19 protein-coding genes and 4 pseudogenes are annotated in these 22,486 nt (G+C 67.2%); 14 read left to right on the top strand and 9 right to left on the bottom strand.

The genetic code is table 11. From position 1 onward, the window contains the following. Window positions 1–220 precede the first annotated feature (220 nt). The 3 genes and pseudogenes from E4A48_RS16840 to E4A48_RS16830 all read right to left on the bottom strand — a co-directional run. Window positions 221–1,000, bottom strand: coding sequence for a M48 family metallopeptidase (locus E4A48_RS16840; RefSeq protein ID WP_039008585.1), 780 nt, complete (start codon window positions 998–1,000; stop codon window positions 221–223). A 243-nt stretch (window positions 1,001–1,243) separates the two neighbouring features. Next, window positions 1,244–2,152 (bottom strand): recombination-associated protein RdgC, encoded by a 909-nt coding sequence (locus tag E4A48_RS16835; protein WP_039008583.1) that lies wholly within the window; start codon window positions 2,150–2,152, stop codon window positions 1,244–1,246. Window positions 2,153–2,288: 136 nt separating this feature from the next. Further along, a pseudogene (locus tag E4A48_RS16830) lies at window positions 2,289–2,699 on the bottom strand (tRNA 2-thiocytidine(32) synthetase TtcA); the annotation flags it as partial. Window positions 2,700–3,183: 484 nt separating this feature from the next. On the opposite strand from E4A48_RS16830, the gene xylA reads away from it, so the two are divergent. Further along, complete coding sequence (gene xylA / locus E4A48_RS16825) at window positions 3,184–4,524, top strand: xylose isomerase (RefSeq protein WP_068830559.1); 1,341 nt, start codon at window positions 3,184–3,186, stop codon at window positions 4,522–4,524. A gap of 26 nt (window positions 4,525–4,550) precedes the next feature. Here xylA and E4A48_RS16820 read toward each other — a convergent pair whose 3' ends face one another. Continuing rightward, window positions 4,551–5,627: a LacI family DNA-binding transcriptional regulator gene (locus E4A48_RS16820; protein WP_142742829.1), complete on the bottom strand. Its 1,077-nt coding sequence runs from the start codon at window positions 5,625–5,627 to the stop codon at window positions 4,551–4,553. A gap of 347 nt (window positions 5,628–5,974) precedes the next feature. On the opposite strand from E4A48_RS16820, the pseudogene E4A48_RS16815 reads away from it, so the two are divergent. The 8 genes and pseudogenes from E4A48_RS16815 to E4A48_RS21270 all read left to right on the top strand — a co-directional run. Continuing rightward, window positions 5,975–6,338 (top strand): annotated as a pseudogene (locus E4A48_RS16815) (enolase C-terminal domain-like protein); the annotation flags it as partial. A 26-nt stretch (window positions 6,339–6,364) separates the two neighbouring features. Then, entirely contained in the window at window positions 6,365–7,177 is an 813-nt protein-coding gene (locus E4A48_RS16810; protein WP_185910784.1) for a beta-xylosidase family glycoside hydrolase, read from the top strand. A gap of 3 nt (window positions 7,178–7,180) precedes the next feature. Then, window positions 7,181–9,922: a glycoside hydrolase family 3 protein gene (locus E4A48_RS16805; protein WP_142742828.1), complete on the top strand. Its 2,742-nt coding sequence runs from the start codon at window positions 7,181–7,183 to the stop codon at window positions 9,920–9,922. Between the two features lie 249 nt (window positions 9,923–10,171). Further along, window positions 10,172–11,635, top strand: coding sequence for a mannitol dehydrogenase family protein (locus E4A48_RS16800; protein WP_142742827.1), 1,464 nt, complete (start codon window positions 10,172–10,174; stop codon window positions 11,633–11,635). A 191-nt stretch (window positions 11,636–11,826) separates the two neighbouring features. Further along, on the top strand, window positions 11,827–12,165 hold the full coding sequence (locus E4A48_RS16795) for a hypothetical protein (RefSeq protein ID WP_142742826.1): 339 nt from the start codon (window positions 11,827–11,829) through the stop codon (window positions 12,163–12,165). A 69-nt stretch (window positions 12,166–12,234) separates the two neighbouring features. Next, window positions 12,235–12,495, top strand: coding sequence for a hypothetical protein (locus E4A48_RS16790; RefSeq protein ID WP_142742825.1), 261 nt, complete (start codon window positions 12,235–12,237; stop codon window positions 12,493–12,495). A 111-nt stretch (window positions 12,496–12,606) separates the two neighbouring features. Further along, window positions 12,607–12,996: a hypothetical protein gene (locus E4A48_RS16785; RefSeq protein WP_142742824.1), complete on the top strand. Its 390-nt coding sequence runs from the start codon at window positions 12,607–12,609 to the stop codon at window positions 12,994–12,996. A gap of 568 nt (window positions 12,997–13,564) precedes the next feature. After that, window positions 13,565–14,002 (top strand): SymE family type I addiction module toxin, encoded by a 438-nt coding sequence (locus tag E4A48_RS21270; protein WP_260607983.1) that lies wholly within the window; start codon window positions 13,565–13,567, stop codon window positions 14,000–14,002. A 382-nt stretch (window positions 14,003–14,384) separates the two neighbouring features. Here E4A48_RS21270 and E4A48_RS16775 read toward each other — a convergent pair whose 3' ends face one another. The 4 genes and pseudogenes from E4A48_RS16775 to E4A48_RS16760 form a co-directional block, all read right to left on the bottom strand. Then, window positions 14,385–15,422, bottom strand: coding sequence for an SMP-30/gluconolactonase/LRE family protein (locus E4A48_RS16775; protein WP_142743196.1), 1,038 nt, complete (start codon window positions 15,420–15,422; stop codon window positions 14,385–14,387). Window positions 15,423–15,499: 77 nt separating this feature from the next. Continuing rightward, window positions 15,500–15,899: pseudogene (locus E4A48_RS16770) on the bottom strand (glucuronate isomerase); the annotation flags it as partial. Window positions 15,900–16,042: 143 nt separating this feature from the next. After that, window positions 16,043–17,023, bottom strand: a complete 981-nt coding sequence (locus tag E4A48_RS16765) for an endo-1,4-beta-xylanase (protein ID WP_141696399.1) — start codon at window positions 17,021–17,023, stop codon at window positions 16,043–16,045. A gap of 136 nt (window positions 17,024–17,159) precedes the next feature. Then, window positions 17,160–17,300 (bottom strand): annotated as a pseudogene (locus tag E4A48_RS16760) (MFS transporter); the annotation flags it as partial. A 422-nt stretch (window positions 17,301–17,722) separates the two neighbouring features. Between E4A48_RS16760 and E4A48_RS21265 the strand changes: the two are divergent. The 3 genes from E4A48_RS21265 to E4A48_RS16750 all read left to right on the top strand — a co-directional run bounded on the left by E4A48_RS21265 (window position 17,723) and on the right by E4A48_RS16750 (window position 20,514). Continuing rightward, window positions 17,723–17,857 carry a hypothetical protein gene (locus E4A48_RS21265; protein ID WP_256057832.1) on the top strand — a complete coding sequence of 45 codons (135 nt, stop codon included), beginning with the start codon at window positions 17,723–17,725 and terminating at the stop codon, window positions 17,855–17,857. Between the two features lie 127 nt (window positions 17,858–17,984). After that, a complete protein-coding gene (locus tag E4A48_RS16755; RefSeq protein WP_142742823.1) occupies window positions 17,985–19,469 on the top strand; it encodes an MFS transporter in 1,485 nt (494 codons plus the stop codon). 28 nt (window positions 19,470–19,497) lie between these two features. Further along, the gene (locus E4A48_RS16750; RefSeq protein WP_142742822.1) at window positions 19,498–20,514 is read left to right on the top strand and encodes a glycoside hydrolase family 43 protein; all 1,017 of its coding nucleotides are present in this window, start codon (window positions 19,498–19,500) and stop codon (window positions 20,512–20,514) included. A gap of 81 nt (window positions 20,515–20,595) precedes the next feature. On the opposite strand, the gene E4A48_RS16745 is transcribed toward E4A48_RS16750, so the two are convergent. Then, window positions 20,596–21,168 (bottom strand): hypothetical protein, encoded by a 573-nt coding sequence (locus tag E4A48_RS16745; RefSeq protein WP_142742821.1) that lies wholly within the window; start codon window positions 21,166–21,168, stop codon window positions 20,596–20,598. A gap of 180 nt (window positions 21,169–21,348) precedes the next feature. Between E4A48_RS16745 and E4A48_RS16740 the strand changes: the two genes are divergently transcribed. Together E4A48_RS16740 and E4A48_RS16735 are read left to right on the top strand one after the other, a co-directional pair. Further along, window positions 21,349–21,543, top strand: a complete 195-nt coding sequence (locus E4A48_RS16740) for a YdcH family protein (RefSeq protein ID WP_003469862.1) — start codon at window positions 21,349–21,351, stop codon at window positions 21,541–21,543. Then, complete coding sequence (locus E4A48_RS16735; protein WP_068830344.1) at window positions 21,540–22,118, top strand: DUF488 domain-containing protein; 579 nt, start codon at window positions 21,540–21,542, stop codon at window positions 22,116–22,118. The genes E4A48_RS16740 and E4A48_RS16735 overlap by 4 nt, the downstream gene beginning before the upstream one ends. The last annotated feature ends 368 nt before the right edge of the window (window positions 22,119–22,486 follow it).

Raw genomic sequence — 22,486 nt, 5'->3', positions numbered from 1 at the left:
AAACAGGCATAGACGCGATACGTCTTGCGTACGCGGCCCGATCCCGGCGTCCTGACATGCCGGCGTAGCGCCGTTCGGACCGTATCGTTCGCTGGCGCCGGAGGTCGCGCCAGGTGTGAGGTAGGCGGGGAGAGGGGGCCTGCCGGGCGCTGCGCATGGAGTGTTTCTTCCGCAGCGCTGAGGCGAAACCCGCCGATGGTCCGCTGCGTGGCAGCGCGACTCAGTTCAACAGCCGCCGCAATTGCGCCTTCAGGCGCCGTCCCTGCGCATGGAAATAGTCGCGCTCGGCACGCCAGGCCGGGAACCGCGCTTCCACTTCGTGCCAGAACGCCGGCGAGTGGTTGGCTTGCAGCAGATGGCACAGCTCGTGGACCAGCACGTACTCGAACGCCGACGGCCGTCCCAGCACCAGCGCCAGGTCCAGCGCCATCGAACCGTCCGGCGCCAGCGAGCCCCATTGCGAGGACATGACCTTCAGCCGCACCCGCGCCGGCGCGCGCGGCAGCGAGGGCAGGTATTTGGGCAGCCAGTGGCCGACGTCGGTGCGCGCCTGCGCCTCGTAGAACTCGCGCAGCGCGCGCGCGATCGCCGCATCGGTGGCGCGCGCCGGCAACTGCAGCACCGCGCCGTCGGCATCGACCTGTAGCCGCGCATAGCGGCCCTCGCTCCAGCGCAGCGGCAGGCGTTCGCCGCGCAGCGGCAGCCAGCCGGGCACGCCGCGTTGCAGGCCGGGTTCGTCGCCTTCGTCCTGGTAGCGCGCCAGCTGCTCGCCGAGCCAGTGCCGATGTTCGAGCAGGAAACGCTCGCCGGCCACCAGGCTGGCGCGCAGCGGCAGGGTCAGGCGAGCGCCGCGTTCGTCGACGCTGAGCTTGATCCGCCGCGCACGCGGGTCCCGCACGCGCAGCACCTCGATCTCGCGCTCGTCCAACCGCAGGCGGACGAGGTCGCGTTCGACGGCCGCCGTGGGCGGCGCGAGCAGGCGACGAAGGAAATCGGGCATGCGCACAGCATACCGCTCATGCGCGCGCGCGGTGACAGCGCGCACCGATCGTGGTGCATGCTTCAGCTGCGTTACGGTCACAGTCGCCCCGGAGTGTTCGGCAGTGAATCCGGGCAGCCCACGCAGCGGCCCCTGTAGGAGCGGCTTCAGCCGCGACGAACGCAGCCGGGAAATGGGCCGGCTGCGGTGCCGGTCCGGGCCGATGGCTCCAGGCGCGATCCGCCGGGATGTGCCGGCCTCGCCTCAGGTCTCCGCCTTGCTTAGCTTCAACGCCTCTTCCAGCAGCAGGAACAGGCGTCGCACTTCGGCACTCATCAGTGCGAAGCGGGCGTCCAGTTCGGCGCGCACGCCGTCCTGGTCGGCGTTCTCCAGCTGGTCCAGGGCGCCGTCGAGGAACTTCAGCTTGCGGATCACCAGGTCGTCGCCGAGCACGAAGGAGACGTGGTCGTCCAGGATCAGCGCCAGTTTGGTGACCTGCTTGCCGGCTTCCAGGTGCTTGTCGATCTCGTCGCAGCGCAGTTCCTGGTGCTGGCACTTGACCACCGCGCCGCCTTCGATCGGATCCTTCATCTCGCACTCCTCGCCCAGGCTGAGGCCTTCGGGCAAGGGTTCGCCGGCGATCCAGCCGGTCAGGATCGAGCGCGGCGCCACTTCCGCGTTCAGCGGCAGCGCCGGGAAGCTGCCGAGCACGCCGCGGATCTCGGACATCACGTTCTCGCCGCTCTTGCGGCTGGAAGTGTCCACCGCGACGTAGCCGTGTTGCAGGTCGAGCATGGCGTCGGTACGCGAGGATTTGACGAAGGCGCGCGGCAGCAGTTCGTGGATCAGGTCGTCCTTGAGCCGCTTGCGCGCCTTGCCGCCAGGCCGGCGGCCTTCCTTCTCCTCGATCTCGGCGACCTTGCGCTCGAGCAGGTCGTTGACCACCGAGCCGGGCAGGATCTTGTCTTCGCCGCCGACGGTCAGCCACAGGAACTCGGCGATGCGGTGCGACAGCACTTCGCGCTCGTCGCGGCCGAACGGGGAGATGAAGCCGCGCGAACTCATTTCCAGCGGGCCGACCGGCTTGAGCTGCACTTCCGGCAGGAGCTTGTCGATCTCGGAGAAGTCGAGGGTGGTGGGGAAGCGGAACAGGGTCAGGTTGCGAAAGAACATCGAGCATCCAGCAGAAGGAAACGGAACGGCCCGGCGCTGTGCGCAGGGTGGGCGGCGGGCATTGTCGCATCGCTCCCGTCCGGATACCGCAACACGCGGTTCAGCGGCGCGCGCGCAGCGCCGGCGGCGGCCTCACGCGTCGTCGTCGAGCGGCCAGGCGCTGGTGGGCGCGGCATCCGGGCACCAGGCGGCTGACCACCGAATAGCTGTCCTGCTCGATCACGTGCCAGGTCACGCCGAGTGTGCGCAGGTAGTCGGGCAGCACCTGCGCGGGAACGCCGGGTTGCTTCTGCTCCAGGTTCACCGCGACCAGTTCGAACGGCACCGGCGCCTTGCGCTGCAGCTGCAACAGGATGTCCAGCAGGGTCTAGCTGTCCTTGCCGTCTGACAGGCACACCATCACCTTGTCGCCGGCCTCGATCATGCCGAAATCGGCAATGGCCTGGCCGACCTGCCGGTATAGGCGCTTGCCCAGCGACGGCGCGCGCCGCGCGCGCGGCGCGGGATCGGCGAGGCGTTGCGGCAGGGGCAAGGCCGCAGGTGTCATCGGCGCGCATTGTAATCGGCGCGCGGCGCGGATCGCGTCGCCTGGCGCCGTGCAGCGCCAAGCGGGAAGGTCTGCGCGCGCTGGCGCGCACGCTGTGCGCCCCGATGGCGCAGCGCAGCAAGCGTTTCGCCGGTGGGCTGGGTAAAGTCCGCCTGTCACCCCGGCTTGCGAACCGCATCTGATGGCTCCGTCGGCTTCTCTTCGCAGCGACGCCTTTTTTAGCGCGATTTCTGATAGCGCTACCATAACGTCGCGTATGCCGCTGCGCGCGAGGCGATCAAATTGCCGAGCGGAACGTTACGTTGGATCCTGCGTCGCTGTGCAGAACTGCCTGCATTACCCGCAGCACAGCTGCGCTGGCCGACCAAGTCGCTTGCCCCACGCGCGTGCCGGTGGCCGCGTCCCTCACGCCGATCGCCGTCGCTGCGGCAGCGCGACAGCAACGCGCATCCTCTTCCTCCCACTCGACAGGACTCCCTCTCCCATGAGCAACTCCCCCTACATCGGCGCCAAGGAATACTTCCCGGGCATCGGCCGCATCGCGTTCGAAGGCAAGGCTTCGGACAACCCGCTGGCGTTCAAGGTCTACGACGCGCACAAGCGCATCGGCGACAAGACCATGGCCGAGCACCTGCGCTTCGCCGTCGCCTACTGGCACAGCTTCTGCGGCAACGGCGCCGATCCGTTCGGTCCGGGTACGCGCGCCTATCCGTGGGACGCCGGCAGCGATGCGCTGGGCCGCGCCGAGGCCAAGGCCGATGCGGCGTTCGAATTCTTCACCAAGCTCGGCGTGCCGTACTACTGCTTCCACGATATCGATCTGGCGCCGGACGCGGACGATGTGGGCCAGTACGAGAAGAACCTCAGGCATATGGTCGGCATCGCCAAGCAGCGCCAGGCCGACACCGGCATCAAGCTGCTGTGGGGCACCGCCAACCTGTTTTCGCATCCGCGTTACATGAACGGCGCTTCGACCAATCCGGACTTCAACGTGGTCGCGCGCGCGGCGGTGCAGGTCAAGGCCGCGCTGGATGCCACCGTCGAACTGGGCGGCGAGAACTATGTGTTCTGGGGCGGCCGCGAAGGCTATGCCAGCCTGCACAACACGCAGATGAAGCGCGAGCAGGACCACATGGCGCGCTTTTTGACCATCGCCCGCGACTACGGGCGCAGCATCGGCTTCAAAGGCAATTTCCTGATCGAGCCCAAGCCGATGGAGCCGATGAAGCACCAGTACGACTTCGACAGCGCCACGGTGATCGGCTTCCTGCGCCAGCACGGGCTGGATCAAGACTTCAAGCTCAACATCGAGGCCAACCATGCCACGCTGTCGGGCCACAGCTTCGAGCACGACCTGCAGGTGGCCAGCGACGCGGGCCTGCTCGGCAGCATCGACGCCAACCGCGGCAACCCGCAGAACGGCTGGGACACCGACCAGTTCCCGACCGACCTGTACGACACGGTCGGGGCGATGCTGGTGGTGCTGCGGCAGGGCGGGCTGGCGCCGGGCGGGCTGAACTTCGACGCCAAGGTGCGGCGCGAGTCGTCCGATCCGCAGGACCTGTTCCTGGCCCACATCGGCGGCATGGACGCGTTCGCGCGCGGGCTGGAAGTGGCCCATGCGCTGCTGACGTCCTCGCCGCTGGAGCAGTGGCGCGCCGCGCGCTACAGCAGCTTCGACAGTGGTGCCGGCGCGGCGTTCGCGGCCGGCAACAGCACGCTGGCGGAGCTGGCGGCGCACGCGGCCAAGGCCGGCGCGCCCAAGCAGGTCAGCGGTCGCCAGGAAGCCTACGAGAACCTGATCAACCAGTATCTGATCCGCTGATGCGGAACTTGCCGCCCGCCGCCGCGTCAGTGCCGTTTGCTACGCGCGGCGGCCGGTGCGGCCACCGAATCGCGCTTGATCAGCTGATGAGCGAGCACATGATCGATCTTCGTCCGAGCCGTGCGTTCCTTGCTGCGGATGCTGCGCAACAGGATGTCGATCGCCGCATCGGCCATGGCCGCGATCGGCTGGCGGATGGTGGTCAGTTCCGGCCACACGGTGGTCGCCGCCGAGGTGTCGTCGAAGCCGACCACCGACAGGTCGCGCGGCACATCCAGGCCGCGCCGGTGCGCGACGGAGATCGCCGCGGCGGCCATGTCGTCGTTGCTGGCAATGATCGCGCTGGGACGATGGCGGCGCGACAGCAGTTTCTCGGCGGCGTCCAGGCCGGAGCGGTAGGTGTACTCGCCTGGCTGCAGCAGGTGCCGGTCCAGGCGCAGCCCGGCCTCGGCCAGCGCCGCCTGAAACCCTTCGAAGCGGCGCGCGCTGGCCGACAGGTTGGAGCGGCCGGCGATGTAGCCGATGCGGGTGTGGCCGCGCGCGATCAGGTAGGCGGTAATGTCCTTGCTGGCGTTGAACTCGTCGATGTGCACGCAGTCCACCTGCTTGCTGAAGCGGTCGGAGGCGATCGCCACCACCGGCACCTTGGCGCGTACCAACTCGCGGACCGCCGCATCCGATTCGCACAGCGGGGGCGGCAGGATCACCCCGGCCACGCCGCTCTTGGCCAGCTTGCGCGCAGCCTTGCGTTCGGCTTCGGCGCCAAGGTCGTCCCAGTAGTCCATCACCACCTGGATGGAGGTACGCGAGGCCGCGCGCAGCACTCCGACCAGCAACTCGCCCAGGTAGGCGCCGCCGGGGTTGCTGTAGATCAGCGCGACCCGCGTGCTCTGCGCGGCGGCCAGCGCGCTGGCTGCCAGGTTCGGCGTGTAGCCGAGCGTGTCGACCGCGCGCATGACCTGTTCGCGGGTACTGTCGCGTACGTTGCCTCGGCCGTTGATCACCCGCGATACGGTCATCGGCGAGACCCTGGCCAGTGCGGCCACCTCGTCGATGGTCACGGCGAGGCTCTTGCGGCGAACCGATTTCCTGACCTTCTCCAAGATGCGCCTCTTCGTTGGCTTGCGGGCGTCGATCGCGACCGGGGACGTGCTGCGCCAGCCGCGTTTGCGGCGCCGCCGCGACACGGTCCGGATCCCGACACGAGTAACGCCTGCATGGTACCGGGAAGCCGGCTGAGCGGCGACCGCAGGCGTGCGCCGCTGCCGCGGCGCGGGAGACGCGCATGAGCGCGCGCTTGCGCGCGTTGGCGGCGGCGTTGCGTACGTGGCCGCTGTCGATGCAGCGCCTGCCTGAGGCTAGCGCTTCTATTTCCGATCGCCATGGCCCAGGCCGAGGACGGCTACGATCTATGGTTGAGCGACCAGCCGCTGGCCGCCCGCTCACCGCCATCCGCACCACCATCGTGCATGTCGGCGGCATCACCCATGTACGCCGGCTGGCCGACTTCGCCGCGCTGCATCAGGTGCGCACCGGCTTCTACGGCGCCACCGACCTGTCGCCGGTGTGCATGGGCGGCGCTGCACTTCGACACCTGGGTGCCGAACTTCGGCATCCAGGAATACATGTTCCATTCCGACGAAGCCAACGCGGTGTTCCCGCACGACTACAGCTTCCATGCCGGCCGCCTGCATTGCGGCGAGACGCCCGGGCATGGCGTGGACATCGACGAAGCCCTGGCCGCACGCTATCCGTACGCGCCCAAGCAGCTGCCGGTGGCGCGGCTGGAAGACGGCGCGATGTGGGACTGGTGAGGCGCATGCGCTGGGGACGCGCACTGCTGTGGGTGCTGCTGGGGATCGTGGCGATGCAGAGTGCATCGGCGCAGCGCGGGCCGGCCGCCAACAGTGCCGAATTCGATTGGTTCGAATACCGCGGCGACGATGCGGTGTTCGCCACGCCGCTGCCGCCCGGCCACTACCGCAACCCGGTGCTGGCCGGCTTCCATCCCGACCCCAGCGTTGTCCGTGCCGGCGACCGCTACTACCTGGTCAATTCCAGCTTCGCCTATTTCCCGGCGCTGCCGGTGTTCGAGAGCCGTGACCTGGTGCACTGGCGGCAGGTCGGCAACGTCGTCGAGCGCGCCGGGCAACTCGATTACGACGGCCTGCGCGCGCGTCCGGGCTGGCTGACGCTGCAACCCGATACGCATGGTCTGGACGGCAGCGGCAATCCGGCATTCCTGGCCTACGGGCAGCAACACATGCGCTTCGACGCCAGCACCGCCGTGCAGATACCGGCGCAGCCGGGCCTGGTCGCCGGCCTGGCCGCGTTCCAGAATGCCGATGCCTGGTACGTGCTCGGCGTACGCCGCCGCGGTGCGCGCGCCGAAGTGTTCCTCGACAAGCGCGACGGCAAGCGCACCACCACTGTCGCGCGCAGCGCGGTCGATACCAAGGGCGCGCTGCGCCTGAAGATCGCCGGCGACGGCGGCCGCTATGCCTTCGCGTACGCCGCCGACGGCCAGGTCTGGTATTGGCTGCGCCGCGGCGACCATGCGGCGATGCTCAGCACCGCCGTGGCCGGCGGTTTCACCGGCACCACCCTCGGGCCGTACGCCCGCCGCGAACCGGATCGATCCAGCAAGGAGTAGGCAATGCACACCGAGACTGCGCCGTACCAAGGACGTGGCCGCCGCCTGGCGACGCTGGCGCTGCTGTTGGCCATCGCGCCGTGCGCGGCGCCTGCCGCGCAAGCGCCGCCGTACCTGGACACCCAGCGCAGCTTCGAGCAACGCGCCGCCGACCTGGTGTCGCGAATGACGCTGGAGGAGAAGGCCGCGCAGATGCAGAACGCCGCGCCGGCGATCCCGCGCCTGGGCGTGCCGGCCTACGACTGGTGGAACGAGGCGCTGCATGGCGTGGCCCGCGCCGGCGGCGCCACCGTGTTCCCGCAGGCGATCGGCATGGCGGCCACCTTCGACCTGCCGCTGATGCACGAGGTCTCCACCGCGATCAGCGACGAGGCGCGCGCCAAGCACCACGAGGCCCTGCGCCACGACCAGCACGAACGCTACCAGGGCCTGACCTTCTGGTCGCCGAACATCAACATCTTCCGCGACCCGCGCTGGGGCCGCGGCCAGGAGACCTACGGCGAGGATCCGTTCCTCACCGCGCGCATGGGCGTGACCTTCGTGCAGGGCCTGCAGGGCGAAGGCGCGGATGCGCCGAAGAACGCACAAGGCGAGGCCTACCGCAAGCTCGACGCCACCGCCAAGCATTTCGCCGTGCATAGCGGCCCGGAAGCCGACCGCCACCACTTCGACGCGCACCCGTCGCAGCGCGACCTCTACGAAACCTACCTGCCGGCATTCGAAGCGCTGGTCAAGCAAGGCCAGGTGGATGCAGTGATGGGCGCCTACAACCGCCTGTACGGCGAATCGGCCAGCGCCAGCAAATTCCTGCTGCGCGACGTGCTGCGCGATCGGTGGGGCTTCGACGGCTATGTGGTGTCCGACTGCTGGGCGATCGTGGATATCTGGAAGAACCACAAGATCGTCGCCACCCGCGAGCAAGCCGCCGCGCTGGCGGTGAACAACGGCACCGAACTGGAATGCGGCGAGGAGTACTCCACGCTGCCGGCCGCGGTGCGCAAGGGCCTGATCAGCGAAGCCGACGTCGACAAGGCGCTGCAGAAGCTGATGTATGCGCGCATGCGCCTGGGCATGTTCGATCCGCCGGACACCCTGCGTTGGGCGCAGATTCCCCTCTCGGCCAACCAGTCGCCCGAACACGACGCGTTGGCGCGGCGCACCGCGCGCGAATCGCTGGTGCTGCTGAAGAACGACGGCGTGCTGCCGCTGTCGCGGGCGAAGATCAAGCGTATCGCCGTGATCGGCCCCACCGCCGACGACACCATGGCGCTGCTCGGCAACTACTACGGCACGCCGGCCGCGCCGGTCACCGTGCTGCAGGGCATCCGCGAGGCCGCGCCCGATGCCGAAGTGCTCTACGCAAGAGGCGCCGACCTGGTCGAAGGCCGCGAGGATCCCGCCGCCACGCCGCTGATCGAACCGCAATACCTGCGCCCGTCGGCCGATTCGCCCGAGCGCGGCCTGCGCGGCGAATACTTCCGCAACCGCGACCTGTCCGGCACTCCTGCGCTGGTGCGCACCGATGCGCAGATCGGCTTCAAATGGGACCGCGGCTCGCCCACCGACACCCTGCTCGCGCGCGGCGAAGCCGGCCCGGACCAGGCCATCCCGGCCGACAACTTCAGCATCCGCTGGAGCGGAACGCTGGTGCCGCCGGCCACCGGCACCTACCACCTGGAAACCGCGGCCGACGACGGCGTGCGCCTGTATCTGGACGGCAAGCGCCTGATCGACCGCTGGAGCACCAGCGACCGCCTGCACGCCGACGGCGTCGATGTGCGCCTGGAAGCAGGTCGCAGCTACGACCTGCGCCTGGAGTACTACGAAGGCGAGCGCGACGCCGGCATCCGCCTGGCCTGGCGCCAGCCCGGCGCCAAACCGCCGCTGGACGAAGCGCTGGACGCGGCACGCCGCGCCGACGTGGTGGTGTTCGTCGGCGGCCTCACCGGCGACGTGGAAGGCGAGGAGATGAAGGTCAACTATCCCGGCTTCGCCGGCGGCGACCGCACCGACCTGCGCCTGCCCAAGCCGCAGCGCGAGCTGCTCGAAGCGCTGCACGGCACCGGCAAACCGGTGGTGGCGGTGCTCACCACCGGCTCGGCGCTAGCCATCGACTGGGCGCAGCAGCACGTGCCGGCGATCCTGCTGGCCTGGTACCCCGGTCAACGCGGCGGCAGCGCCGTGGCCGACGTGCTGTTCGGCGACGCCAACCCCGGCGGCCGCCTGCCGGTGACCTTCTACAAGGAGAGCGAAAAGCTCCCCGCGTTCGACGACTACGCCATGCGCGGCCGCACCTACCGCTACTTCGCCGGCACTCCGCTGTACCCATTCGGGCATGGCCTGTCGTACACCCAGTTCGCCTATTCCGACCTGCGCCTGGACCGCAGCAAGCTCGCGGCCGACGGCAGCCTGCACGCCACGCTGAAGGTGAAGAACACCGGCCAGCGCGCCGGCGACGAAGTGGTGCAGCTGTACCTGCACCCGCTGTCGCCGCAGCGCGAACGCGCGAGCAAGGAACTGCGCGGCTTCCAGCGCATCGCCCTGCAACCCGGCGAAACCCGCGAAGTGCGTTTCGCCATCTCCCCGCAGAGCGACCTGCGCCTCTACGACGAAGCGCGCAAGGCCTACGTGGTGGACCCGGGCGACTACGAACTGCAGGTCGGCGCCTCCAGCAGCGACGTACGCGCACGCCAGCGTTTCAGCGTGCAACCGTCGCCCGCCGCGGAGGCAACGCCGCGCCAGTAACCGCGATCGGTGGTGCGAGCCGTCAACGCTCGCGCCACCGAAGCAGTAGCCGTGGATGGCCGAGGTCAGCCCCAGGCACGTCACCGACCACGCACCGGACCCCCCCGCGGTCCCCTGTAGGAGTGGCTTCAGCCGCGACCGCCTCACCGACCAAACCCCAGCTCGCCTCAACGCCACTGTGGGAGGGACTTCAGTCCCGACAGCCTTACCGACCATGCCTCAGACCGAAATCGCCCTCCTGGACCGCCCGTGACCGAACCACGCCTCACCGCCGCCACGCTCCCCAACCTGCCGCCGGCCATCGCCCGCCCCACCTACGCCCTGGACCGCACCCGCATCGGCATCGTCCACTTCGGCGCCGGCGCCTTCCATCGCGCCCATCAAGCGGTCTACATCGACGACCTGCTCGCCAACGAACCGGACTGGGCAATCAGCGCCGTCTCCCTCCACAGCCCGCAGGTGCGCGACGCCCTGCGCCCGCAAGACAGCCTCTACACCCTCGCCCTGCTCGACGCACACCCCGAGCTGCGCATCATCGGCGCCATCCGCGAAGTGCTCTGCGCGCAGGACGAACAACCCGCCGTCCTCGCCCGCCTGGCCGACCCGGCAGTGCGCCTGGTCACCCTCACCGTCACCGAAAAAGGCTACTGCCTGGCCGGCGGACCACTCGACGTCGCCCATCCGGACATCGTCCACGACCTCGCCGCCGCGCATGCCCCGCGCAGCGCCATCGGCTACCTCGTCGCCGGCCTGCGCGAACGCCAGCGCCTGGGCATTGCGCCGTACACCGTGCTCAGCTGCGACAACTTGCCCGACAACGGCGGCAAGCTGCGCCGCGCCGTGCTGCAGTTCGCCCACGCCCTCGACCCGGCACTGGCCGCCTGGATCGAAGCCGAAGCCACCTTCCCGCGCTCGATGGTCGACAGCATCACCCCGGCCAGCGACGACGCCCTGCGCGAACGCGTTGCCACGCAACTGGGGTGCGAAGACGCCTGGCCGATCCAGCGCGAGCGCTACAGCCAATGGGTGATCGAAGACCGCTTCTGCAACGACCGCCCCGCCTTCGAGCGCGCCGGCGTCACCCTGAGCGACGACATCGCCGGCTTCGATCGCGCCAAACTGCGCCTGCTCAACGGCCCCCACTCCGCGCTGGCCTACCTCGGCTCCCTGCTCGGCCTGGACACCGTCGCCGACGCCATGCGCCACCCGCAACTGGCCGCCTTCGTCGAAACCCTGATGCGCGACGACATCGCACCGACGCTGCAACCGACGCCCGGCTTCGACCCGCAGCACTACACCGGCGCCATCCTCGCCCGCTTCCGCAACCCCGCCATCGCCCACCGGCTTGCGCAGATCGCCTGGGACGGCTCGCAAAAACTCCCGGTGCGCCTGCTCGGCAGCATCGCCGACGCCCTGGCCGCCGGCCGCCGCATCGACCGCCTGTGCCTGCCGATCGCGGCGTGGATGCAGTTCGTGCGGCGGCAGGCGCGCGCTGGCGTGGCCCTGGTGGACCCGATGAGCGAGGTGCTGACCGAGATCGGGCGCGCCGCGACCGGCGACGCGGGGCACGATGCGGGCGTCTTCCTCGCGCTGGACGCCGTGTTCGCGCCGCTGTCGGGCGATGCGCGCTTCGTGGAGGCATTGCGCAGCGCTTATACTGCGCTGGGCGACGGAAGTCCCGCGAGCACACGGCAAGCACTCGTGCCGACGTAAATTCCGTAGGCCAACAAAGGGGCCGGAGGATATATGCGTTTGAAATGCATATTCCCTCTGGCCCCTTTATGGACGATAGACACGAAAAGGCAAGGAACCTCTGAGAATTGGAACGATTGACGACAGCCAACGACTCGGGGAGGATCTTGTTATGCCACGTTTAAGCGGTCCAATAGTAGTTAGGGGGCTTGATGAACCACATCGAATTTCAAGTAAAAGGTTCTGCTGACGAGCCGTATATCGTCACGTTCGCCAAGCATGGCGCAAACGTCACAGCACTGTGCACATGCCAAGCCGGACAGTCACGGCAATCATGCAAGCATCGCCTTGCCATTCTGTCCAACTCGACTGCAGGGGTTGTTAGCTCCAACACTGCAGATGTTGCGGTCGTTGCGGGCTGGCTTCCCGGGAGTTCCATTGAGGCTGCAATAGCAGCGTTATCTCATGCAGAGGCTGAGCAAGAGACTGCAAAGCGCAAAGTGTCAGCTGCCAAAAAAGATCTTGCCGCAGCAATGCATGCAGCTCCCTAAAAATTCATTTAAGCCGAGCTGGCTTCGCCAATCGGCTTAACTTAGGCGTTATCCTTCATAGGAGAGTTCATGGGCATTCTTGTTCTACTACTTGCTCTTGTACCGCCAGTGCTTGCCGGGCTTGGGCGTATCTCGCCATGGTGGATAGTTGTCTCCCTGCTGATCCTCTACGCCAGATCTATCGTTTCAATGAGCAAGATTACCGGTGACTTCCGAGACCAGAATCCTGAGCAGTTCATCCGCAATGACAAGCTCATAAAGGTTCGCACCTTCATCGGCATGTTCATTGTTTTATTCGTCTATTTCATTGTTAGGGTAGTGACGCAATGAGGTCTAACAATTCATTCAAGCCGAACCCGCTTCGCGTGTCGGCTTAATACAAATGTTAGGCTGCACAGCACAACCATCGGATTTGCCCGCGATACTCTTCGAAGACAGCAAATGAACACTCTGCCGAACAACGAACCCAGCATCTCAGACGTCGCTACTGAGCTTCGTCGCTACGATGCGGCATGCGCCGAACTGTTGTCGCTTCTGAGACGTCAACAGCGGACGCGGCAAGATGACCATCTATGTGTCAATGGCTATGCAGAACTCAAGAAACAACTTAAACGCGATTCTGCTCACGGGACCATTGGCGGCGTTAAGCGAAGCATGAGCGATGCTGAGCGCTTCTTCTTTGAGTATGCGGTGAGGCATGCCGCGCAAGCCTTGAAGCCGGCGATCAATTATTCACGCGTTGTCGCGACTTGGGCGTCCGCAGTGTCAAATGCCCAATCTGAACTTCAGTACAAGTTGCACGATTTAGAGAAGAGATACCCGGGTAATTGAACCGCGTTCCAGTCCACGTGCGACACGGCCAAGCAATGGGGTCAAGCGCCTAGTGCGGCCTAATAATTTTTTCGCCAAAGGGGCAAGAGGGAATATGCGTTTGAAATGGATATTTCCTCTGGCCCTTTTGGCCCTCACAGCTTGGGCCCAACAAAGGGGCCGGAGGATATATGCGTTTGAAATGCATATTCCCTCTGGCCCCTTTATGCTCCGGTAGACACCTGATTCGTTTTCTCAAGGGCTTCTGTTTCCGACGAGATTTTTGAAAGGGTGCATGCATGCCTGTTGACAGGGTCGAATGCCAAGTCGCATGATCGAATTGCTGCGGCACATTCCGCAGCCGGGATTGACAGCCTGAAACCACAAGGCGCACCAGCGCCCATTGCTCGATGTCGGCGCTTTTCTTTTGTCCGGCTTTCGGGATGGGGCGCGTGCTCGCCCTATGGCGGGCGGTGTGCGGAGGCCGAAAGGTCTGCCGGTTCCTTGTGGCCGGTCTGTCAACCGCGCACCGTCCGCCACCTCGGTTGACAGCGAGTCGGTGGATTCCTCAGCACACAAGGAGTCCGACATGCACCGTTTCAACAGCACCAACTTCACTCCCTCCAAGGCTGCGTCCGCGTCGCGTACACCCAAGCGCAGCGCTCGATCAGCCGACACGCAGGCCGCTGAGCACCCGGCGACCGCCGATGCTTCCCCCTTTATCACACCCGCCGCGTCGCGCCTGCGCTTCCGCGTGCCCGAGCGCTGCACGATGGGTTACCAGCATTACAACGTGCGCCGCGCCGAGGATATCGTCGGCTGCGCCGTGCCCAAGCTGCGCCTGTCCGGGCGCTGGCTGGAGCAGTACGGTTTTGCGGTGGGCGATGCGTTGCGGGTGACGGTGGGGCGTGGGGTGTTGTTGATCAGCCGCGTGCCGGCTGCGGTCGTGCCATCGGCGCGGGCTGTGGGCACGAAGAAGTCGCGGGCAGCGCGCGCCGCTCCAAATCCGCTGCGATCCAAAGTCTGACGCCATTGGTGGGCGCACGCGCGTGTTGCGTGCGCCGCCGGGGCCACGCCAGCGTCGCGTTAGGCGGCGACTGGCGTGGTGGTGGTGGTCGGTTTCTCGCTGCGATGGCGCCGGCCTCGATCCCGAGAGTCACGCGGCATTGCCAAGACCGAAACATCGCCCTGTTCCCTGGGAATCGTTGGATTGCAGTGCGTCCACGGCGGATGCCTGCCGTGAACGCACCAGCCTGACGCGTCGTGCAAATGCCTCGGCCGGACGTACCCTCATCCGACTCTGCGCACCACCTTCTCCCGGTGGGAGAAGGGAGCGGCATTGTCGGCGTCTTGCCGCGATTGATGGCCTGGGGCCACTCTGAGCCCTTCTTGCAAAAGCGCCGCCGCCGCTACGGCGCAAATCCCAGCCCCGTCGCCTTCACCCGCACCCGTGCCAGGATCGTGTGCGAGGTCATGTACAGGGTGTGGCCGTGGTCGCCGAAGGCGCAGTTGGCGACGGGGCCGCCGGTTTCGATGCGGCCCAGGCGGCGGCCATCTGGCGCGAACACCAGCACGCCGCCGGGGCCGGTGGCGAACAGGCGGCCGTCGCTGGCCATGGCCATGCCGTCCGGCAAGCCTGGGTTGGCGTCGCCGACGATGTCGGAGGCGTCGGCGAAGATGCGCTTGCCGGTGACCGCGCCGCGCGCGTCGAGCGTGTAGGCGGTCCAGATCGGCCGCGCCGGGTCGGTGTTGGCCACGTACAGGGTGCGTTCGTCGGGCGACAGGGCGATGCCGTTGGGCAGCTTCAGGCTGTCGTCCAGCAGGTGCACGCCGCCGTCGGGGTCCAGCCGGTACACGCCGTTGAAGCGCAGTTCCTTGACCGGGGAGGTGTCGCCGCCCTTCAGGCCGTACGGCGGGTCGGTGAAGAACACCACGCCGTCGCTACGCCGCACCAGATCGTTGGGGCTGTTGAAACGGCGGCCGTCGTAGGCGCTGGCCAGCGGGGTCTTGCGCCGCGTGGCGGGATCGAGCCGGGCGATGCTGCGGTTGCCCGAATCGGCGAGCAGCACGCTGCCGGACGGTTCGGCCTGCAGGCCGTTGGCGCCGGCCTCGCGCAAGGCCTCCAGCGGCGGACCGGCGTAGCCGGACGGCTTGAGGAACACCGACAGGCCGTCGCGCTCGGACCAGCGGTACATGGTGTTCTGCGGCACGTCGTTGAACAGCAGGTAGCCGCCGTCGCGCACCCAGGCCGGGCCTTCGGACCAGGTGAAGCCTGCGGCGATGCGCTCGATGCGCGCGTCCGCGGGCACCGTCTCGCTGAACGCGGGATCGAACGCGGTGACATGGCCGATCACCGGGAAGCGCGGTGCGGGCGGCTGGCGCTTCGCGCAGCAGGCGAACAACGCCAGCACGGCGGCGGCAAGCAGGGCCCGGTTCGGAAATCGCATCGGAGCATTCCTGGGTGGTGTCGGGCGATGGTGCCATCTGGCGGGTGCGTGTTCTTCACCTCTGTGCGCACGCGCGGCTTCGGTGATGGCGATCACTTCGATGCCGAAACGATCGAACAGCGCGCGCGGCCGGAACGCCGGGGTCTCCAACGTCTCGCCGATGCGGTCGTACTGCAGGTCGGCGCTGGCCGCATCCAGCCGCACGCGCAGGCCGAACACCGCGTGCAACACATGGTTCAGCCACAGCGCCGAGGGTGTGCCGCGCAGCAAGTGGAAACGCTCGGCGAACACGCGCCAGGCCGCGCGCGGGTTCACCGCGGCACGGTTGCCGTCTGCGTGCGGGATGCCCAGCGCGTCCAGGTCCGCGCCCTGGCTGTAGAGCATGCGGAACACTTAGTGGTCGGGCACCAGCAGTAGTTCGGTGGCGTCGGCGAACCAGGACGGGTTGGTGTGGCCGTGCGGGCTGACGAAGGGCAGCGCGGCGTCCTGTGCTTACAGGCGCCGCGCGATCGCCCGGATCCCTGGCTCCGGCTGCAGGAGGCGGTCGGGGTGCAGGGACAGGGCGGGAGAGGACACGATGGAGTCTAAGTCCGGGAAACGGAGAGGGCTAACGCGCCGCGCTACGGCCTGCTCGCCACATAGCTGCGCAGCCAGGCCATTGCCGGGCGCTCGCTGTTATTGTCGCGTTCCAGGTAGGCGCCTTCCTTGTCGCGCCACAGGCCGCGGCGGAAGCCCCACATGGTCACGCCGCGCACGCTCGGGTGCTCCCAGAACAGCGGGAACACGCGCTGGTAGTTGGCCAACTGCTGGGCGTCGTTCGGCCCGTCCAGGTCGAACTCGGTGATGTAGATGGGCAGGCCGGTCGTGGCCAGTAGGTCCAGGTTGGCGCGATGCACCGGAATCGGCGCGTACGGTTCGGTCTCGAAGGCATGTTCCTGCAGGCCGATCGCATCGATCAGGTGTTCCTGCTGCAGCAGCTGGATGGTGTGCAGGTACTGGCGCGTGGCGGTGTTATCGCTGGTGATGCCGAAGTCGTTGATCATCAGCTTGGTCCTCGGGAAATACTGCCTTGCCAGACGGAACGCCTGCAGCACCCAGTCAACGCCGGTGCTGCCGGTGCCGCCCAGCGCCTGGATGTAGTTGCCGCTGTCGCTCTTCCTGTTGTCGGGCTGATTGTGGCCCGGCAGGGTTTCGTTGGCCACCTCGAGCAGATCGATGTTCGGATAACGCTGCGCCACCGCGGCAAACCAGTGCTCGATGGCAGCGCGCTGCTCTGTCGGCGACAGGGTGCGCATCCATGCCGGCTGTTGGGAGCCCCAGACCATCACGTGCATCTGGAACGGCATGTTGTTGCGCTTGGCCAGGTTATAGGCTTCATCGAGCTGGCCCCAGTCCATGCGCCCGCGGACGGCTTCCACGCTGCCCCATTTGCCGGCGTTCTCGGGGGTGACCTTGTTCCAGTCCTTGGTGAAATCCTGTGCTTGCGGCGGACTGTAGGCGCAGCCCAGGAAGCGCTGTTTGCCGGCCGCGATGGGCGCGGCGCCCGCTGCAGCGGTAAAGACCAGTAATAGTGCGAACAAGAGCGAAGTGAGAGTTTTCATCATTGCGTCTCGATGGTTTGGGGTTTGGGGTTGGGGGTTGGGGGTTGGGGTGGGGGAACGTTGTCGGGATGGACGCAGACACACGCGTGTGCCCGCGAGGCGCGGCGTAGGCCGGGTACCGCGTGGCGGCGGCCGGCTAGGCATGTGCTTGCAGCCGCACCGGCTGCAACCGCGGCGCCAGCCAGGGCACTAGCGCCAGCAGGTAGGCCGAACCGGCCGTCAGCAACACCGGCGCATCACTGCCGGTGGTTTCGAGCAGCAAGCCGATGAAGGTGGCGCCGCGTGCGCAAGCCGTCGGATGCTGCAACGCAGCACGCAAGTTGGGTTGTGTGCGGCTTGGTGCATTTGCTTCGATCCTCACAAGGCGCCGCGGTCACCGCAGTCTGGTAGCGTTACCTTCATGATGTGAGGTCAGGAAAGCCATCGTGCGCAGCGATACGAAACGTCATGACAACATGCGAAGCGTGATACGCATCAACGGAGTTTTAGAACACGTGTCAAGAATATGTCACCGTAAGACAGTCGCAATGTTGCCGTGCAGCGTGACAGACGTCTTGATAGCGCTACCATTCGTGATCACGGCCCACGACTCCGGCAGCGCAGTCGCTGCACGTTTTTCCGTCGCTCGGGCAATGCGTCGGCTGGCCGCTGCGCGTGGCATCGCAGCGCTGCAACTCAGCTGTTTAGGGGAGGATCACGGTGAAGAACAGTGATGCGCGGACTACGGATCTCACCGACAAACCGCAGCGCACCACCTTCCAGTATCCAAACGCCAGCTACGACCTGTGCACGCCCGGCCGCACCATCATGCTCGGCATCCGCGGTTCGTTCTGATCCTGCGCGCTGGCGGCGTGGTTTCCTCGGGGCCGCGCCGACCGGCGTGCAGATTCGCCGTACCCTTGTCCTCCGCCCCCTCTCCCGGCGCAGAGGGCAGCACGCTCCCCCCGCGACTCCCAGGCCCATGACCAGCACGCACCGCCTCCCGCTCAGCGAAAAGATCGGCTACAGCCTGGGCGACCTGGCCGCCAACCTGATCTTCCAGACCCTGATCACGTTCCTGGCGTTCTTCTACACCGACATCTACCGCATCCCCGCCGGCACCGCGGCCACGCTGATCTCGGTGGTCGGCCTGTTCGGCGCCTTGGTGTTCACCCCGCTGGTGGGCATCCTCGCCGACCGCACGCGCACGCGCTGGGGCAAGTTCCGGCCGTGGATCCTGTGGACCGCGCTGCCGTTCGGCGCGATCTCGCTGCTCGCCTTCAGCACCCCGGCGCTGAGCGAGCAGGGCAAGGTGGTCTACGCGTTCGTGACCTACACCTTGCTGGTGCTGATCTACGTCGCCAACAACCTGCCGTACTCGGCGCTCAGCGGCGTGCTCACCGGCAGCATGGCGCAGCGCAACAGCCTGTCGGCGTACCGCTTCTTCGCGGTCACCATCGCCCAGTTCGTGATCCAGGTGCTGCTGCTGCCGCTGGTGCTGATCCTGGGCAACGGCGACAAGGCGCAGGGCTTCCAGCGCACCATGGCGCTGTTCGCGGTGGTCGGCACGCTGTGCTTCCTGATCACCTTCCTCAGCACCCGCGAGCGGGTACTGCCGATCGCCGCGCAGCGCTCCAGCGTGCGCAAGGACCTGGGCGACCTGGTCGGCAACAAGCCGTGGCTGGTGATGCTGGCGCTGACCATCCTGGTGTTCGTCAACCTGGCGATGAAGGGCGGCATGTACGTGTACTACTTCAAGTACTACCTGGATGCGGCGGCGCTGACCCGCTTCCTCGACCAGGCCGGGTTCAACGGCTTCATCGCCGGCATCAACGGCTTGCTCGCCAGCGCCGGGCTGACTGTGCTGCACTGGCCGCAGGACGCGCCGACCTCCGCCTTCAGCGTGTTCAGCGCCGGCGGCATCCTGGCGATGATCGTCGGCATCGCCTGCTCCAAGCGCCTGGCCGACCGCTACGGCAAGCGCAATGTGTTCGGCGCGGCGCTGCTGGTGTCCACGCTGTTCCTGCTGGCGTTCGCGGTCTATCCGCCGCAGGCGATCGGCCTGGTGTTCGGCTCCTACGTGCTGCACGGGTTCTTCTATGGCATCACCATCCCGCTGCTGTGGGCGATGATCGCCGACGTGGCCGACTACTCGGAGTGGAAGAACCACCGCCGCGCTACCGCGATCATCTTCTCGGCAATGCTGTGCGGGCTGAAGGTCGGCCTGAGCGTCGGCGGCGCGCTGGTCGCCGGCCTGCTCGCGTTCTACGGCTACGATGCCGCGTTGCCGCAGCAGAGCGCCGCGGTGACAGGCGGCATCCGCCTGGCGGTCAGCGTGTACTGCGCGATCCCGTTCCTGCTCGGGGTGGCGCTGCTGTTCCTGTACGAGATCGACAAGGCGCTGGAATCGCGCATCGAACGCGAACTGGACGCGCGCCGCCTGCAGGCCGCCGCGCTCGGCAACTGACGTTTCTTCCCCACACGCTAGGTACGCAATGTCTGCCGACACCGATGCCGCCGACCTGCAAGCGCTGGCCCGCAAGGCCATCTCGCAGCCCCTGGTCACCCACATGTACACCGCCGACCCGTCCGCGCACGTGTTCGAGGGTGCGCTGTACATCTATCCCTCGCACGATATCGACGCCGGCATCGCTTTCAACGACGACGGCGGCCATTTCGACATGCAGGACTACCACGTGTTCCGCATGGACAGCGCCGACGGCCCGGTGGTGGACTGCGGCGTGGCGCTGCACGTGAAGGACGTGCCGTGGGCGCAGCGGCAGATGTGGGCGCCGGATGCGGCGTGCAAGGACGGGCGCTATTACCTGTACTTCCCGGCCAAGCGCGCCGACGGCATCTTCCAGATCGGCGTGGCCATCGGTTCGCGCCCGGAAGGGCCGTTCACTGCCGAACCGCAGGCCATCGACGGCAGCTACTCGATCGATCCGGCCGCGTTCGCCGACGACGACGGCGCGCATTACCTGTATTTCGGCGGGATCTGGGGCGGGCAGCTGCAGAAGTACCGCGACAACGCCTATGCGCAGGCGCACGAGGAACCGGCCGATGCCGAGCCGGCGCTGGGGCCGCGCGTGGCGCGGCTGCGTGCGGACATGACCCAGTTCGCCGAGCCGCCGCGCGAGGTCAGCATCGTCGACGAACACGGCCAGCCGCTGCTGGCCGGCGACCATGCGCGCCGTTTCTTCGAAGCGCCGTGGCTGCACAATTACGGCGGCCGCTACTACCTGTCGTACTCCACCGGCGACACCCATCTGCTGTGCCACGCGATCGGCGATTCGCCCTACGGCCCGTTCACCTACCAGGGGCCGATCATGAGCCCGGTGGTCGGTTGGACCACGCATCATTCGATCTGCGAATTCCACGGCGCCTGGTACCTGTTCTATCACGACGCGATGCTGTCCGGCGGCGTCACCCACCTGCGTTCGATCAAGCTCACCGAACTGCAGCACGATGCGCAGGGGCGCATCGCGCTGGTCCATCCTTACGGGCAGTGAGGCCGCTGCAGGGCCGGTGCGCCGACCCGGACCGCACGCGCAGCGCCAACGGCCGCTGCACGTGCGCAGGCGCTGCGCGGCTTACGGAATACAGGCCAGGTTCTGGGTCTGCGGATCGGCGGTGACCTTGTCGATCTTGCCGGCAGCGTCGAAGGACACCTGGAACTCGCCGAAGCTGGTCAGCCAATAGCGCCACAGCCTGGCGTCCAGGTTCGGGTTCTCGCTGCTGATCGGGTAGCCCAGCGCCATCAGCGTCTGTTCGCGGGTCATACCCTTGGTGACGCGGCTGCTGCCGATCGTCTCGCGGATCTTCGGCGGATATGCCGCCAGCTTGAGCTTGGGATCCTGCGCGATCACGTAGCGCTTGGCAAAGGCGTCGTCGTCCAGGTCGCGGCTGTAGTGGTTACCGATCGATCGGTTGTGGCCGTCGATCAGCAGGTTGACCCGGTAGCGGCCGGAGCCGGTGACCTTGACCGGGGTGCCGGCCGGGATCACCCGCGTGCCGTTCTCGGCATAGTTGCTGTCGCTGATCCAGCTGCCGTCGCTGCGCATGTTGCAGCACAGGAAACCGCCGTACTTGGGGTCGGCCGCGGCGGCCAGGCCGGGAGCGGTGATGGCCAGGGCGAGGACCAACAGGGAAGGGCGCAAACGCATCGAGACTCCTTTCCGGGCGGCGATCCTGCCGCCGGTAATGCGGACGGTGGGAATTGGCGCCGCCTCCGCTGCGGCGCCGTGGACAGTGTCCCGGCCCCGCGCCGTGCCGACAAAGTCGCCGTCGTCGCCTACGGTGACGGCAGACCCGTTGCCTGTGTATGCTCGGAGCTCGTGGAAGACATGACGCCCGCCGAGATCTCCCTGCGCATCGACGCCCTGCGTCGCGAGCATCGTGCGCTCGACGAACAGATCCAGCGCACCCCGGCCAACCTCGACGACGAGCTACAGGCCAAGCGGCTGAAGAAGCGCAAGCTGCAGCTCAAGGATTGCATCATGCGCCTGGAAAACCTGTTGATCCCCGACGAACCGGCGTGAGCGCGGCGGCGTTTTTCAGCGTCGGCCATTCCACCCGTCCCCTGCAAGCATTCCTGGACATCCTGCACGGCGCGCAGGTCACCCAACTGGCCGACGTGCGGGCATTCCCGTCGTCGCGGCGTTTCCCGCAGTTCGACGGCCGCGCGCTGGCGCACAGCCTGGCCGCCGCCGGTATCGGCTACCGGCACTTCCCCGCGCTGGGCGGGCGCCGCGCCAAGCAGCCCGGCATCGACCCGCAGCGCAACGGCCACTGGCGCCGCGCCGGTTTCCACCACTATGCCGACTACGCACTGGGCGCCGACTTCGGGGCGGCGCTGGCCGAGCTGCGCGCCCTCGGCAGCGTCGGCGCTTGCGCGCTGATGTGCGCCGAAGCCGACTGGCGCCAATGCCATCGCCAGATCGTCTGCGACCACCTGCTGCACCACGGCCACCCGGTGATCCACCTGCTCGACGGCAAGCGCCGCGAGCCGGCCGTCCTCAACCCTGCCGCGCGCACAGATGCGCATGGACAATTGGTCTATCCGGCAGACGTCGCGCCTGCCGGGCCGGTCACTGGCGATCTGTTCGGAGGCTGAGCCATTCGCTCCGCACGCTGTCACCTGTAGGAGGCTTCAGCCGCGACAACTTCCGAAGCCGGAAGGTCCGCCGCTGCGTTCGTCGCGACTGAAGTCGCTCCCACAAGGATTCCACCGGCGCCGTGGACTCGTGTGGGAGGGACTTCAGTCCCGACTGCATGCCCGTTCGGAACATTCACCACTTAGCTCGTCGTGGCTGAAGACAGTTGCTCCTACAAGTCTGTCGCTAGCGGCGAGAAAAGCACCATGCGGCCGCCTCAATCCTGCGCCACCGCCGGCTCTTCCGGCTTCGCCGCTTTCGGGCTGGCCCGCTCGATGGTGTGGCGCAGTTCGCGGCACGCCAGACAGACGCATCGGCGCCGTGATGA

The organism is Xanthomonas translucens pv. cerealis (assembly GCF_006838285.1).
GTDB classification, from domain to species: domain Bacteria; phylum Pseudomonadota; class Gammaproteobacteria; order Xanthomonadales; family Xanthomonadaceae; genus Xanthomonas_A; species Xanthomonas_A cerealis.
The sequence above is the reverse complement of the archived record's forward strand: the minus strand, read 5'-3'. Positions and strand labels throughout refer to the sequence as shown.